Below are 15,114 nucleotides of genomic sequence, written 5' to 3' on the forward strand. Positions count from 1 at the left end.
CGGCCCGCGCCGGCAGGGCTTTGTCAGACCCCCCTGGCAGACTCGCCGCATGGCCGACCGGTGGGCGCTCGCACCGGCCGAGGACGGTGGCGTGGACGTCGCCCCCCTCGGCCCGGACGGGCTGCCCTGCGGCCCGGTGCGGCGGGAGTCCGCTCCCGCCGAGGCCGTGCGGAGCCGTCCCGGCGTCACGCGGTGGGTGTGGCGGTCCACCGCCGAGGTCTACCCGCGACTGCTCGCCACGGGGGTGCGAGTCGAGCGGTGCTACGACATCGAGGCCGCCGAGACGCTCCTCCTCGGCCACGAGGGGCGGTACGGGGAACCACGCTCGGCCGCGGCCGCCCTGGCCCGGCTGCGCGGCGGCCCCGTACCGCCCGACCCGCCGCAGCGGTCGGCTCAGCCGGGCGCCCAGTCCTCCCTGTTCGAGCCGCAGGGCGTCCGCCTCCCCCTGTCCGACCTCCTCACGGTCTACGCCGAGCAGCAGCGGCGGCACGCGAGCGCCGAGCACCCCGATCGCATGCGGCTGCTGACGGCCGCCGAGTCCGCGGGCATGCTGGTGGCGGCCGAGATGAACCGGTCCGGGCTGCCCTGGAGCGCCGAGGTGCACCGCGCGCTGCTGCACGACCTGCTGGGCGAGCGGTACGCGGGCGGCGGTGAGCCGCGCCGGCTGGCCGAGCTGGCCGAGGAGGTCTCCGCCGCGTTCGGCCACCGGGTCCGCCCCGACCTGCCCGCCGACGTGGTCAAGGCCTTCGCGCGGGCCGGCATCAAGGTCGCCTCGACCCGCAAGTGGGAGATCGGGACGGTCGACCACCCGGCCGTGAAACCCCTGCTGGAGTACAAGAGGTTGTACCGCATCTGGGTCGCCCACGGCTGGTCCTGGCTCCAGGACTGGGTCCGCGAGGGCCGCTTCCGACCCGAGTTCCTCGCGGGCGGGACGGTGACCGGCCGCTGGGTGACCAACGGCGGGGGCGGCCTGCAGATCCCCAAGGTGATCCGGCGGGCCGTGGTCGCCGACCCCGGCTGGCGGCTGGTCGTCGCCGACGCCGACCAGATGGAACCGCGCGTCCTCGCCGCCATCTCCCGCGACCCCGGCCTGATGGAGGTGGCCGGGCGGGAGACCGACCTGTACCAGTCCGTGTCCGACCGCGCCTTCTCCGGCGACCGCGCCCAGGCCAAACTCGCCGTGCTCGGCGCGGTCTACGGCCAGACCTCCGGTGACGGCCTGAAGAACCTCGCCGCCCTCAGACGCCGCTTCCCCCGCGCCGTGGCGTACGTCGACGACGCGGCCCGGGCCGGAGAGGAGGGCCGGCTCGTACGGACCTGGCTCGGCAGGACCTGCCCGCCCGCCGCCCGGGGGACGGACGACGCGACCGAGGAGGCCGGCATCCCGCCCGCCGACCCGGACCAGCCCGAGGACGGCGCCGCCTGGGTGCCGGGCTACGCCTCCACCAACGCCCGTGCCCGGGGCCGTTTCGCCCGCAACTTCGTCGTCCAGGGCAGCGCCGCCGACTGGGCGTTGCTGCTGCTCGCCGCGCTGCGCCGGACCTGCGCGGAGCTCGCGGCCGAACTGGTCTTCTTCCAGCACGACGAGGTGATCGTGCACTGCCCCGAGGAGGAGGCCGAGACGGTCGTGGCGGCCATCCGCGAGGCGGCGGACCTGGCCGGACGGCTGACCTTCGGGGAGACACCGGTGCGGTTCCCGTTCACGACGGCGGTGGTGGAGTGCTACGCGGACGCCAAGTGATCAGCACAGGGCCGGCCGCGTCGCCCTGCGGCTGACCCCTGCCCGGGGAGTGCGTGCGCGGACGCCGAGTGATCGACCCGCAGACCCGCGTGAACGCCACGCGATCAGGCCGGGGCTACGCGAGACGTCAGGTGATCAGTCGCCCACTGAACGGTCCGGGGATGCCAGGAGTTGGCGCAGCTCCGTGATCACCGCCCACTCGTCCGTCCCCTCCAGGGCCGCGAGCGCCGAGTCCCACTCCTCGTGCGCCGCACCGGCCGCCCCCCGCTCCCGCAGCAGCAGCCCGTGCTGGTGGCGGGCGAGTCCGGCGGTGTGGCGGTCGTCGCGGGCTTCGGCCCGGCCGAGCAGCTCGGCGCACTCGCGGGCGGCCCGTCGGCCGCACCCCAGCAGACGCAGGGCGCGGACCAGGCCGAGCCGGGTCCGGGACTCGCCGTACCAGTCGCCGTGCCCGCCGAGGATGCGCAGGCTCTCCTCGAAGTGCGGTACGGCGTCGGCCGGTTGCCCCAGCCGCAGATGGGCGTACCCGATGTTGCGGTGCGCGGCGTGCCGCACGATGACGGCTCCGATCTCGTCCCCGAGGGCGAGCGAACGCCGGTGCTGCTCGATGGCCGCCCGGGGGTCGGTGGGCTCGACGAGGTTGCCGAGGTGGCTGTGGGTGATGGCCTCGCCGTAGGGGTCGTTCAGCCGCCGCGCGTACTGAAGGCTCCGCGTCAGCGCCTCGCCCGCCTCCGTGCGCCGTCCGAGCCCGTCCAGCAGCAGGCCCCGGTTGTTCAGGCAGCGGCGGATCCACGAGGTGTGGCCCAGCCGCCGCCAGAGGGTGAGTGCGCGGTCGTTGAGGGCCAGGGCGTCACTGTGCCGGCCGGTCAGGAAGTGCAGCCCGCCGAGGTCGACCAGGGCGTACGCCTCCGCCGCCGTGTCCCCGAGCCGCCGGGCGACCCGGAGTCCGGCCTGCCCGAGGACCTCCATCTCGGCGAGGCGGCCCCGGCGGTGCGCGTACGGGGAGATCAGCCGGACGAGCGCGCAGACCAGGCCCGCGCGACGCTCCGAGGGGGCGTCCGCGTGCCGCTCGACCAGGGCGACGACGTTCTCCAGCTCGCCGTCCGCCCAGGCGAAGGCCTCCTCCGGGCCTGCGAAGGGCGTGACGGTGGCGACGTGGGCCGCGTGGCCGGTGGGCTGACTCGCGGTGGGCCGGAGCCGGTCCTCCCGGTCGAGGCCGGGTTCCACGATCGCGCCGAGGACGCGCTCGGCGACGGCGGCGTACCAGTGCAGCGCCGTGTCGGCGAGGTCCACGGCACCGGCGTCGGCGGTGGCGAGGGCGCCGTGCTCTCCGGCCCGCTCGCGGGCGACGTCACGCACCAGGCCGTGGGGCGCGTAGCGGCCGTACGTCGTCTCCTCCAGCAGGGCCACGTCGAGGAGACGGTCCAGGGCGGCCTCGGTGCGGGGTTCGCCGAGGCCGGTGAGACGGGCGAGAAGGCGAGCGCCGTACGTGGGCAGGTCGAGCGCGCCGATGGCACGCAGGGTGCGGGCCGCGTCCCGGTCGGCCTCGCGCTCGGAGCCCGCGAGCGCGTCGTAGGCGACGGCCAGGGAGCGGCCCACGCTCAGGTCGTCGTACTCCAGGTGACGCAACCGCCCCTCGGCGGCGGCGAGCTGACCGGCCAGCGTCTCGGGGGTCAGGGCCCTACGGGCGGCGAGCCGCGCGGCGACGACCCGCAGGGCCAGCGGGAGCCGGCCGGTGAGTGCGACGAGGAGCCGGGCGGCGTCCGTGCCGTCCAGGCCCTCCCGGCCCGAGGCGCTGCGCAGGAGTTCGGCGCTCTCCTCGTCCGACAGCGGGGCGAGCGGGAAGCGGGCCGCGCCGTCGAGGGCGGTCAGCGGTGAACGGCTGGTGACGATCACCGCGCATCCGGCGCCGCCCGGCAGCAGCGGCCGTACCTGCGCGGCGCTCGCGGCGTCGTCCAGCACGAGCAGGGTGCGGGCCGGTGCGAGCAGTGACCGCAGCAACGCGGCTGCGGCGTCCGGCTGTTCCGGGATGCGGCAGGGCTCGACGCCGAGGTCGCGCAGCAGGGAGGTGAGCGCCTGAGCAGGGGTGAGAGGAGCCATGCCCGGGGTGGTGCCGTGCAGGTCGAGGTGGAGCTGCCCGTCGGGGAAACGTTCCGCCAACTGGTGGCCGACGCACAGGGCGAGCGCGCTCTTGCCGACACCGGCCATGCCGCTGATGACGGCGACGCGGTGGGCAGCGGGTGCGGTGAGCACGCGGTGCAGGGCGTCGCGGACGGTGTCGCGGCCGATGAAAGGTGATGGAGGCGGCGGAAGTTGAGCGGGAGCGGGCACCGGCGTCGTCACACTCGTTTCGCTGTGCGAGAGCCTGCGGACCGCCTTGAGCGAACGGGTCGGCATCACGTCGGCCGCACTGGTCGAAGAGCTGCCGGCCGGGCCGGTAGGCACACCGTCGGCCGGACCGGTGGGAACACCGCCGGCCGGACGGGTAGGCACACCGTCGGCCGGACGGATAGGCACACCGTCGGCCGGACCGGTGGAAGCGCTGTCGGCCGGGCCGGTCGAAGAGCTGCCGACCGGGCGGGGCGGTCCTCCGCCGGCCTGGTCGGCGGACCCGCCCCGGAGCGTACCGCTCGAACCACCGTCGGCCGGGCCGGTGAACGCGCCGCCTGCCCGACCGGGCGGCAGCCCTTCGCCGTCCCCCGGCCCCTCCCCCGCACCCGCGTCTCCCAGAGCCCCCCGCAGCACCTCCAGGTGTGCCTCCCGTACCCCCGCCCCCGGTTCGATGCCGAGTTGGCCGACGAGGCGGGCGCGCAGGTCCCGGTGGACGGCCAGGGCCTCGGCCGGGCGGCCGGTGCGGTGCAGGGCGAGCATCAGCTGGCGGTGGTACACCTCGCGCAGCGGATACGCCCCGGTCAGTGCCACCAGCTCCGGCACCAGCTCCTGCAGCCGCGGACCGCCCAGGGCCAGCTCGGCGTCGTGGCGCCACTCCAGGAGCAGCAGCCGGGCCTCGCACAGCCGCTGCGCGAAGGCGTACCCGCCGACCTCGGGCGGCAGCCCGGCGAGCGGCGCGCCCCGCCACAGCGCGAGCGCGGCCGCGGATTCGCGCACGACCCGCTCCCAGTCCCGGCCGGCGTGCGCGGTCCGCGCGGCGGCGACATGGCCGTCGAAGACGTGGACGTCCAGCTCACCCTCGTCGAGCCGCAGCACGTACCCGGACGGTACGGTGCGCAGCCGTCGGGGATCGTCGAGCAACCGCCGCAGTCGGGCGATGTGATTGTGCAGCGAGGCCTGGGCGGAAACGGGCGGCGCCTCGCTCCACAGCACGTCCTTGAGCGCCTCCACGGAGACGACCCGCCCGGCGTCGAGGAGCAACGCAACCAGCAGCGCTCGGGACTTGGGGCTGGCGACGGCCGTGGCCTCACGCCGGGAGCCGTCCTGCCCGTCGTGGAACAGCACCGGCGGCCCCAGCAGCCCGAACCGCATCATCGTGCCACTACCCCCGTGCACCGCCTTGACGAGTTTCGACCCCCGGACGGCGTGTTCCCGCCATCTGGCTCTCACCTGCCGCGCCGCGATCAGCCGGTGTACTGGCCGTCCTTGATCTTGGTTCGGCGACTTCCGGCCAATCGCCGGATGACGCAACGGCGAGGCGTTGGCCATATGTTAGCGATCCGTTGGCAAAGCCTGATGTGATCACTACATCGGATCTGGCCCGGCGGCGCGCGCGTCTGGACGCGCAACTCGGGGGAGTGTCGCCGCCGCGGCCGGGTCCGGGTCCCGGTCGGCGGAGGTGAACGGCCGGGGCCCTCTCCCTCTCCTCGGCGGTCCGCACCATGGCCCGCACACCACGGCCCGCAGACCACGGCCCGCACACCACGGCCCGCAGACCACGGCCCGCACTCCACGGCCCGCACTCCACGGCCCGCAGACCACGGCCCGCCGCACCGCGAGACGCCCGTACGTCTCAGATGACAGGCGGCCGCCCCAGCCGGGTGAGCCGCCACACCGTCCGCCACCGCATGGGCCGCCGCTCCCCCGCGGGCTCCCGTACGCCTTCCACGAAACCGCCGAACCACGCGCGCAGCCCGGCACCGGACCGGTTCCGGGCGAGGGTGAGCAGCACCCAGACGCCCAGGTGGACGGGGACGAGCGGGAGCGGCAGCCGACGGCGGGCCAGCCAGACCCGGTTGCGGGCGTTCACCCGGTAGTAGATGGCGTGCCGGGCGGGCGAGGTCTTGGGATGCCGCAGCAGCAACTCCGGCGCGTACAGGATCCGCCACCCGGCATCCACGGCGCGCCAGGCGAGGTCGGTCTCCTCGTGCGCGAAGAAGAACTCGGCGGGCCAGTCGCCGATCTCGTCGAGCATCGTCATCCGCAGGGCGTGCCCGCCCCCGAGGAAGCCGGTGACGTAACCGCCGCGGCGGGGATCGGAGTTGCCGATCCGGGGGACGTGCCGCTGCTGCGTCTGGCCGAGCTCGTCGGCGATCCGGAAGCCGACGATGCCGAGCCGCTCGTCGGCGGCGTACAGATCCCGCACGCGGCGCAGCACATCGGGGTCGACGAGCAGACCGTCGTCGTCCAGATCCACCACGACGTCGACGTCGCCGAACTCCCGCAGCTGTTCCAGGGCCGCGTTGCGCCCGCCGGGGCAGCCGAGGTTCTCGTCGAGTTCGACGGTGGTGACCTCGCCGGGCAGCGACAGCCGCTGGGCGAAGTCGGGCAGCGGGCATCCGTTGCCGACGACGACGATCCGCTCGGGGGGCACGTCCTGCTTGGCCACGGACTCCAGCAGGGCGTCCACCTCGTCGGGCCGGTTGCCCATCGTCACGACGGCGACGGCGATCCTGGGTGCCCCCACGTCCTCACCTCATCCGGGTCGGTGGTCGGCAACTGACTGATTGACGGGCGATGCTAGCCGTTCACGGTAGGGACACCGTGAGGACGCCTGCCGGACGGCGGTTTCCCCAGGCCGTTCGACCACCCCGTTCGACCACCCCGTTCGACTGCTCCGTTCGACCACGCCGTTCGACCGCTCTGTTTCGCCCGCTCTGTTTCGCCCGCTCTGTTTCGCCCGCTCTCTTCGGCCGCGCCGTTCGGCCACGCCGTTCGGCCACGCCCCTCTGCGGCGCAGACGGCACCCGACCGGAACGGGCACAGGATGTCGGGTGCGGCAGGGCAGGCACTGCCTAGCGTGACGGCACGAAAGGAAGGAGACCGGACGTGCTGGACCGGCTCAACCAGGCGATGGACCGCATCGAACAGGACCTCGGCCACACCGTCGACGTCGCGGATCTGGCGCGTACGGCGTGCACCTCGGAGTACCACCTGCGCCGCATGTTCTCCGCCCTGGCCGGCATGCCGCTGTCGGAGTACCTCCGCCGGCGGCGTCTGACGGTCGCGGGCGCGGAGGTGCTGTCCGGGGAGGCGACGCTCCTGGAGATCGCAGTCCGCTACGGCTACGGCTCGGGCGAGGCGTTCGCGCGGGCGTTCCGCGCGATGCACGGCGTGGGCCCGGGCGAGGCCCGGCGCACCGGCGCCGCGCTCGTCTCCCAGCCCCGGTTGACCTTCCGCCTCACCGTCGAAGGGAGCAGCAGCATGCAGTACCGCGTCCTGGACCGCCCGGCCTTCACCGTCACGGGCTTCAAGACCCGGATCCCCCTGATCCACTCCGGCCCGAACCAGGCGATCATCGACTTCGTCCGCGGCCTGGACAAGTCAGCCGTGGACCAGCTGGCGAAACTGTCCGACCAGGAGCCGCAGGGCCTGGTCGCCGTGTGCGACGACATCGATCCGAGCCGCGCGGAGGGCACGGAACTCGACTACTACCACGCGGTGATCACCTCGCCCCCGACGGCATCTCAGCCACCGGCCCAGGAACAGGCACAGTCATCGGCACCGGCATCCGCAGCCGCACCGGCACCGGCACCGGCACCGGCACCGGCACCGACACCTGAGGGCACCACCGTCCTCCCGGTCCCGCCGGGCACCTGGGCGGTCTTCACCACCTCGGGACCCGCCCCGCAGGCCATCCAGCGACTCTGGCACGACGTGTACACCGAGTGGTTCCCGTCCAACCCCTACCGCACCCGCCCCGGCCCGGAAATCCTCCGCACCCGCCTGTCCCCGTCCGGCACGGAGGCGGACGCGGAACTCTGGCTCCCGATCGAACGGGAAAGCGGCCACTGAACAGGCACCGACCCCGGGCCGGTTTCCGGCCGGCCCGGGGTCGGTCAGGAGGCCAGTACGCCACCGAAGACGGGAAGGTTGCGGAGCACGGTCCACACGAGCAGCACACCGAGCACGGCCCAGGCCCACCACACCGGTCGTGCGCGTTGCCGGGACCTCCCGGTGACGACGCGCAGCCACACCCAGACGCCGACCGGCAGAAAGACCAGCAGCAGGGCGTTGTAGTCCGCTGCGGCCACCACCTGACCGTGGGTGAGTTCGTGCAGGGCGCGCAGGCTCCCGCAGCCGGGGCAGTCCAGTCCGGTGACGGCGTGGAACGGGCAGGACGGGAACGGGCCGGGCCGCGAGGGGTCCGCACATGCCGTGGCGACGACGACAGCCGTCAGGACGAGCGCGCCCAGCCACGCTTCGAGCGTGGCCCCCCGGCGCGCCGAGCCGCGCCTCACGGCCATGGCGCGGGCACGGACTCGGTGGCGGCGTGGGCCCCGGACGTGCTGGCGGCGATGATGATGATCAACCAGAACAGGACAGCGATGCCGACGCTCACGAGGATGAGGATCCGCGCATTGCGGGATGCCTGGGCGGCTCCTTCGTAGTCGCCCGCGGTCGCCTTCGCCGACACCTGTGAGGCGAAGACGATGGCGGCGATCCCGGTGGGCAGGAAGCACAGGAGTGTGACGAGGATGGCGGGCGTCATGTAGGACTCGGGGACCGGCCTGTGCGGCGCGACGTTCTGTGCCCACTGCTGCTGTTCCGGCTGCGATCCCCCGGTGTGGGGTTCCGAGTGCGCCGACTCGGAACCGTCCTGCCACATCGTGCGATCGCCCCAGTCCTCGTGGCCGGATGGCGGTACTTGGTGTTTGTCTGCCATGGTGTGCGCCCTCCTTCCGGGTGCTCTGTCTCAATTGGGGACCCACATGGCGGCCCGTGAGTCCCAGGTCCAGCGCTGATCGCGGACGTCCAGCCCGACGGCCTGTTGGTATGCGCCCGGCGGGAGGCCAGGGGTGAAGGTGACCCGGCCACCCGCGGGTGTCTCGAAGACCACACCCTCCGGTGCCGGTGCCTCGTGTCCGGACGATGCGAACAGCCGGTCGGTGAAGGCCTTCAGCCCTTTGTGCGCGTCTTCGGCGACCTTCTGGAACAGGGTGCGCAGGAACGGGTCCAGAACCGCTGTCATCACCAGCACCATCACCACCTCGGCCGCTCCCCGGCGGGTCGGCAGCAGCATGCATCTGGTCTCCACTCCGGCCTCGCGCAGCAGTTCCTGTCCCTCTTCGGCCGGATCGGAGGGCAAGGACGAAGGCCAGAGGATCTCTACGGCGGGGACTGTCATGGTCGGGTTCCCTCCTCGGCCGGCCGGTCCGGCAACTCCCAGCACTGGATCGAGCCCTCGTGGCAGGCGGTGAGGAGTCCCTCGTCGCCCTCGAGAAACGCGAGCCCCACGGGCCGGCTCGCCAGGCTCGTCACGAGCGAGGGGGCTCCGGAGTGCGCGTCGCGGACGGCCACCTCACCGCTCTGGTCGGCGATCGCCATCGCCGTGTGTTCGTCGGCGAACGCCAGGTGGTGTGCGGCGGGGCCGGGGTGTGTACGCCACAGGAGCCGCCCCTCCCAGGACCACAGGCGCACCCGGCCGTCCGAACAGCCGGTGGCGAGGAGGTCCTCCGTGACGGCGAGGGACCGGACGGGCTGGGGGTGACGCCAGGTCATGACGGCCATGCCGTGGACGTTCAGCTGCCGTACGGCGCCGTCCCCGCAGGCCAGGACCAGGCATCGGTCTCCGGGGGCGAAGGCGAGAGGTCCGAGCGGGTCCTCCTGACCCGACGGCCATGCCCCGGCCTCCTGCGGCGGAGCGACGACCAGGTCCCGCACGCGGGCGCCGCGCGGGTCGTAGACGTGGACGCGATTCTCCACGGTCAGTGCGAGCCAGTGGCCGTCCGAGCTGAAGGCGAGTTCGGAACCGGGCTCCCCGACGGAGATGACGCGTGCGGGCATCTCGCTCTCGAGGTCCCAGATGACGACGGTGCCGTCCTGGTGCCGGCTCGCCACGTGACGGCGCCACGGAGTCCAGGCCAGGCGCACCGGCTCCTCGCGCTGCACGGGCATGCACTGGGCGGCCAGTGTTCCGCGCACCGCGTCGAAGACCCTGACGACCCCGTCCTCGCAGGCGACGGCCGCGAGGTTCGCGGGGCCGAGCGCCATGTGTCCGCAGGGGCCGGTCTGGGCCACCAGGCGGGACTTCGCCGGTGCCGGTGCCGGCGGGGCGCCGTCGTGCGGCGTCGGCGGGTTCCCGGCGTGCGGCGCAGGAGGGGTCTCGTCGTGCGGCGCCGGCTCGGTCCGCGGATCGTCCGGCGGCGGCTTGGCCGGTGGCTCGTCCGTGGGCTTCAGGTGCGCGGGCTGCTTGGCGAAGATCTGTGCCGTCTCCGACGCGAGGAACAGCACCGGGGTGGCCCACTCCAAACTGCCCAGGCGCACCTTCACCTCTTCGCGGGCGAGGGTCACCGCCCGGTCCACCGGAACTCCCTCGGCGATCCACTCGTAGAAGGCGGAGGCGAAGGTGAAGGCGGCCCGGTCGGTGATCTCGTACTGCATCGCCACCACGGCCGGCACCCCGGCTTCCACGAGTGAGGCGGCGGTACTCGTGAAGACATTCTGTGATCCGCTCACCGCGGATTCGCATGCGTTCAGCACCACGAGCCGCAGTTGCGGGCTCCGCTCGATCAGCCGGCGGAAATCGCGCGCATGGAATCGCATGGCCGCACCGTCGTCGCCGGACAGTTGAATGTATCCCTCGTCACCCTCCTCATCGAAACCGCCGTGGCAGACGCAGTGGAGCACGTGCCACGTGTCCCTGCCCAGCGCTCTCGCGAGATCCTTCCAGCGGTCTCCGGGCAGCCAGTGCACATCCACTTTCTCGGAACTGTCCTGTTGCAGGACCTCGGCGATCCTCTCCCTCTCCTGCTGCGCCTGCAACGGGGGAAGGTCGTCGGGCAGAGCCGAGATGCCCAGGACCCGCAGCGGCAGTGCCAGGGGCATCGGTGAGATCGGGTCCATGAGCCGCAGGTCCCGCACAATGGGCACGCGAAGGGCGAGGTAGTCGGCGCTGGCCGGGTCGGCCGGGTCGATCATGTACTCCCACGGAATGCGCGAGACCTGCGGACCGTCCGGCCGCAGCAGGACACGCAGCGACTTGCCCTGCTCCTTGGCACGGATCCGGCACCGGTCGAACTGCGCGAATATCTGATTCTGCAAAATTGTCCCGGTCAACAACTTGCCGAATTCGCGGACCGATTTCTCCGGCGCCGAAGCACCGCGCACCATACCCAGGCTGTACGACCTGATCAAGGAATTCTGCACACCTTGCAGGGCGGACTGCATTTTTTCCCCGGAGCACGGCGGCGGGACCCTCATGCTCGCTTCGCCGAACTCCGATGAACACTCGACGAACCAGTCGGTGCCGGATTCAATAATTTTGATCCGAAACGGCAGACTTTCCATTGCTGCCACCTCCGACGCCCTAATTCCAGTCCACACCCGATATCCCGGTGCGTCCACTTGGCCACATGCGGCGTTCACGAGGGCGGCCGTGCCCTTGCCCGCGAACGCATCCGGCGCACGAGCACGGCACCCTCGCCACACGCAAGGAACGACGAAACCCCCAGGCCGGAGAGATCCGGCCTGGGGGTTTCACTGGAGCCGCCTTCGGGATTCGAACCCGAGACCTACGCATTACGAGTGCGTTGCTCTGGCCATCTGAGCTAAGGCGGCGCGCTGTCCGCACTATGGTGCGATCAGCAACGACGCTAAGTCTACACAGTTTCCGAGGGTGCTCCGTACCAGCCCGGGCGGTGGGCCCTCCGGCACCGGGAACAGGGCTATGAGCAGCGCTTTCCGTCCGTGGGCGGGGTGCCGCGGACCAGGTAGGCGTTGATCGTCCGGTCGATGCAGGAGCTGCCGCGGCCGTAGGCGGTGTGGCCGTCGCCCTCGTAGGTCAGCAGGCGCGCCGAGGACAGCTGGCCGGCCAGGGCCTGGGCCCAGCGGTAGGGGGTGGCCGGGTCCCGGGTCGTGCCGACCACGACGATGGGCGCCGCGCCCTTCGCCTCGATGCGGTGCGGCTCGCCCGTGGCCTGCACGGGCCAGTACGCACAGTTCAGAGCGGCCCACGCGAGCCCCTCACCGAACACCGGCGAAGCCTTGCGGAACTCGGGCAGGGCGCTGCGCACCTGGTCGGGGGTGTCGAAGGCGGCCGGCAGGTCCAGGCAGTTCACCGCCGCGTTGGCGAACATCAGGTTGCTGTAGGCGCCGTCGGCGTCCCGCTCGTAGTAGCCGTCCGACAGGACGAGGAGGCCGGAGCCGTCGTTCTCCTTCATCGCGGACGTCAGCGCCTCGCGCAGCTGCTCCCAGGCACCCTCGTCGTACATGGCCGCGATCACACCGGTCGTGGCGAGCGACTCGGTGAGCGTCCGGCCGTCGGCGTCACCGGTGGGGACGGGCCGCGCGTCCAGCTTCGCGAAGAACGCCTTGAGGTTCTCGCCCACCCGCTCGGGCGAGGTGCCCCTGCCGCCCAGCGGGCAGTCGGCCTGGCGTACGCAGTCCTTCGCGAACGACCGGAACGCGGTCTCGAAGCCCGCCGTCTGTTCCAGGTTCAGCCGCCGGGCCGGCAGCGACGGGTCCATCGCTCCGTCCAGCACCAGCCGGCCCGCCCGGTCCGGGAACAGCCCGGCGTACGTCGCCCCGAGGAACGTGCCGTACGAGGCCCCGACGTAGTTCAGCTTCTGGTCGCCGAGCGCGGCCCGCACGATGTCCATGTCCCGGGCCGCCTCCACGGTGGACACGTGGCGCAGCAGCCGGGGCGCGTCCGCGCCGCAGCCCTCGGCGAACGTCCGGTACGCCGTGACCAGCCCGTCCGTCTCCCGCCCGTCGTCGGGGGTGGCGTCCGTGCGCGTGTACTTGTCCATCCCGGGCCCGTCCAGACACTCCACGGGCTCGCTGCCCGCCACGCCGCGCGGATCGACCGCCACCATGTCGTAGCGGGCACGCACCTCGGCCGGGTAGCCGATGCCCGCGTACGCCTGCACGTAGCCGATCGCCGAGCCGCCCGGCCCGCCCGGGTTCACCAGCAGCGAGCCGAGCCTCTTGCCCGGGCCGGTGGCCTTCTTGCGGGTGAGGGCGAGCCGCACATCGCCGGCGGACGGCTCGGCGTAGTCGAGCGGTGCCCTGAGGGTGGCGCACTCGAAACCGGAGACTCCGCACGTGCGCCACGCCGGCTTCTGCCCGTAGTACGTCGCGAGCGCCGCGGGCGTGGCCTGCGGCAGCGCGGCCAGTGCCGCCTCCTGCGCGGCGGAGGCGGCGGACGTCGTCGCGCTCCCGGAGGAGCAGGCGGAGACGAGCAGCGCGGCCGTGGCGAGGAGACCGGCGGCGGTCCTGGCCCGGCTGCGTGGCCTGCGGTGGAGACCCCGGGAGCCGGAGGAGGAGGCAAACGCGGAGGCGGAGCGGGGGGTGCGCCGTGTGTCCATTCAGCGAGCGTAACTCTGGGCGACGGTTCGGGTGCCGAGCGTGCGCGTCGTGCCTCGTACGAGTTACGGAGTCAACCGCGTGTCCGTCCCGGTTGTCCGTCCGTCCCACGTGTCTGGGCGGCTGTCCGTCCCCTGTGTCCGTCCCCTGTGCCGGTCCCTTGCGCCTGTCCGGCTGTCTGTACCTGACGCCCGTCGCGGGTGCTCGATTCACGCTTCCGCCTCAGGCGTCCGTCGCAAGCGTCCGTCGCAGGCGTCCGTCGCAGGCCGTCCGTCCCGGGCAACCGTCAGGGGCACCTGTCCAGGCGTCCGCCCCCGTGTGCTGCCGGGCCTCAGCCCGCTCTCAGTGCCATCGTCATCGCCTCCACCGCCAGCAGCGGCGCCACGTTGCGGTCGAGGGCGTCTCGGCAGGCCGCGATCGCCTCGATGCGGCGGAGGGTGGACTCCGGGGAACTGCCGCGGGCGAGGCGCTCCAAGGCGTCCTCGGCGTCCGCGTTGGCGATGGCCACGCGCGAGCCGAGCTGAAGGGCGAGGACGTCGCGGTAGAAGGCCGTCAGGTCGGTCAGGGCGAGGTCGAGGCTGTCGCGCTGCGTGCGGGTTCTGCGGCGTTTCTGCTTGTCCTCGAGGTCCTTCATCACGCCCGCGGTGCCGCGCGGCATGCGGCCGCCCTGGGCGGCGCCGAGAGCGGCCTTCAGCTCTTCGGTCTCCTTGGCGTCGGTCTCCTCCGCGAGCTGCTTGGCGTCCTCGGCAGCCGCGTCGACGAGTTCCTGGGCGGCCCTCAGCGCCCCGCCGATCTCCTCGACGCGCAGCGGCAGCCTGAGCACGGCGGCTCGGCGTTCGCGTGCGGCCGGGTCCGTGGCGAGGCGGCGGGCCCGGTCGACATGGCCCTGGGTCGCGCGGGCCGCCGCGGCGGCGACGTCCGGCTCGATGCCCTCGCGGCGTACGAGCATGTCGGCGACGGCGTCGACCCTCGGCGTGCTCAGATTCAGGTGGCGGCAGCGGGAGCGGATGGTCGGCAGGACGTCCTCGATGGAGGGGGCGCACAGCAGCCAGACCGTACGCGGGGCGGGCTCCTCCACCGCCTTGAGGACGGCGTTGGCCGACTTCTCGTTCAGCCGCTCGGCGTCCTCGACGAGAATGATCTGCCAGCGGCCGTTGGCCGGCGAGGTGAACGACTTGCGGACCGTGTCGCGCATGTCGTCGGCGAGGATCTGGGTGCCGACGGCGGCTACGGTGGTGACGTCGGCGTGCGTACCGACGAGCGCGGTGTGACATCCGTCGCAGAAGCCGCAGCCCGGGGAGCCGCCCAGGGCGCGGTCGGGGCTGACGCACTGCAGCGCCGCCGCGAACGCGCGCGCCGCCTGGTTCCGCCCGGCCCCGGGCGGGCCCGTGAACAGCCACGCGTGCGTCATCTTCGACGCCTCGGGCGGCGGGGCGTCGGTGGTGGCCGCGGTGACCAGCGCGTCGGCGTCCCGGGCGGCGGCGGCCAGCTGCTCGCTCACCCTCTCCTGCCCGACGAGGTCGTCCCACACGGTCATGGGTCACGCCGCCCTTCCGTCACGTTCCGCGTTGCCGGATCCATTGTGGGGGCGCCCACTGACAACGCCCGCCCGCCGGTCCCCTCCGGTGCACGGCGCCCGGACCGTCCGGTCGGCCCTTCTCATCCGAGGCCCGCCCGGA

General features: G+C 73.0%; 10 protein-coding genes and 1 tRNA gene. 2 read left to right on the forward strand and 9 right to left on the reverse strand.

What is annotated here, in order from left to right; genetic code table 11:
* The first annotated feature begins 49 nt into the window (after window positions 1-49).
* Complete coding sequence (locus ACFV20_RS16645; protein ID WP_385657086.1) at window positions 50-1,741, forward strand: bifunctional 3'-5' exonuclease/DNA polymerase; 1,692 nt, start codon at window positions 50-52, stop codon at window positions 1,739-1,741.
* A 135-nt stretch (window positions 1,742-1,876) separates the two neighbouring features.
* On the opposite strand, the gene ACFV20_RS16650 is transcribed toward ACFV20_RS16645, so the two are convergent.
* Together ACFV20_RS16650 and ACFV20_RS16655 are read right to left on the reverse strand one after the other, a co-directional pair.
* On the reverse strand, window positions 1,877-5,221 hold the full coding sequence (locus tag ACFV20_RS16650) for a BTAD domain-containing putative transcriptional regulator (protein WP_385657273.1): 3,345 nt from the start codon (window positions 5,219-5,221) through the stop codon (window positions 1,877-1,879).
* 481 nt (window positions 5,222-5,702) lie between these two features.
* On the reverse strand, window positions 5,703-6,596 hold the full coding sequence (locus ACFV20_RS16655; RefSeq protein WP_385657088.1) for a glycosyltransferase family 2 protein: 894 nt from the start codon (window positions 6,594-6,596) through the stop codon (window positions 5,703-5,705).
* A gap of 362 nt (window positions 6,597-6,958) precedes the next feature.
* On the opposite strand from ACFV20_RS16655, the gene ACFV20_RS16660 reads away from it, so the two are divergent.
* Complete coding sequence (locus ACFV20_RS16660) at window positions 6,959-7,924, forward strand: helix-turn-helix domain-containing protein (protein WP_385657091.1); 966 nt, start codon at window positions 6,959-6,961, stop codon at window positions 7,922-7,924.
* A gap of 44 nt (window positions 7,925-7,968) precedes the next feature.
* Here ACFV20_RS16660 and ACFV20_RS16665 read toward each other — a convergent pair whose 3' ends face one another.
* From ACFV20_RS16665 to ACFV20_RS16695, 7 genes are all read right to left on the reverse strand, one after another.
* Window positions 7,969-8,376, reverse strand: a complete 408-nt coding sequence (locus ACFV20_RS16665; RefSeq protein WP_385657094.1) for a DUF2752 domain-containing protein — start codon at window positions 8,374-8,376, stop codon at window positions 7,969-7,971.
* Window positions 8,367-8,795, reverse strand: a complete 429-nt coding sequence (locus ACFV20_RS16670; protein WP_385657095.1) for a CD225/dispanin family protein — start codon at window positions 8,793-8,795, stop codon at window positions 8,367-8,369. Before ACFV20_RS16670 ends, ACFV20_RS16665 begins: the two co-directional genes overlap by 10 nt.
* A 30-nt stretch (window positions 8,796-8,825) precedes the next feature.
* Complete coding sequence (locus ACFV20_RS16675; protein WP_385657098.1) at window positions 8,826-9,257, reverse strand: hypothetical protein; 432 nt, start codon at window positions 9,255-9,257, stop codon at window positions 8,826-8,828.
* The gene (locus tag ACFV20_RS16680; protein ID WP_385657100.1) at window positions 9,254-11,419 is read right to left on the reverse strand and encodes a CHAT domain-containing protein; all 2,166 of its coding nucleotides are present in this window, start codon (window positions 11,417-11,419) and stop codon (window positions 9,254-9,256) included. Before ACFV20_RS16680 ends, ACFV20_RS16675 begins: the two co-directional genes overlap by 4 nt.
* A gap of 193 nt (window positions 11,420-11,612) precedes the next feature.
* Window positions 11,613-11,689, reverse strand: a tRNA-Thr gene (locus ACFV20_RS16685).
* A gap of 107 nt (window positions 11,690-11,796) precedes the next feature.
* Window positions 11,797-13,437, reverse strand: a complete 1,641-nt coding sequence (locus ACFV20_RS16690) for an alpha/beta hydrolase (protein ID WP_385657102.1) — start codon at window positions 13,435-13,437, stop codon at window positions 11,797-11,799.
* A gap of 329 nt (window positions 13,438-13,766) precedes the next feature.
* Complete coding sequence (locus tag ACFV20_RS16695) at window positions 13,767-14,972, reverse strand: DNA polymerase III subunit delta' (protein WP_385657105.1); 1,206 nt, start codon at window positions 14,970-14,972, stop codon at window positions 13,767-13,769.
* Window positions 14,973-15,114 lie beyond the last annotated feature (142 nt).

Source organism: Streptomyces sp. NPDC059696, assembly GCF_042733745.1.
Lineage (GTDB): Bacteria > Actinomycetota > Actinomycetes > Streptomycetales > Streptomycetaceae > Streptomyces.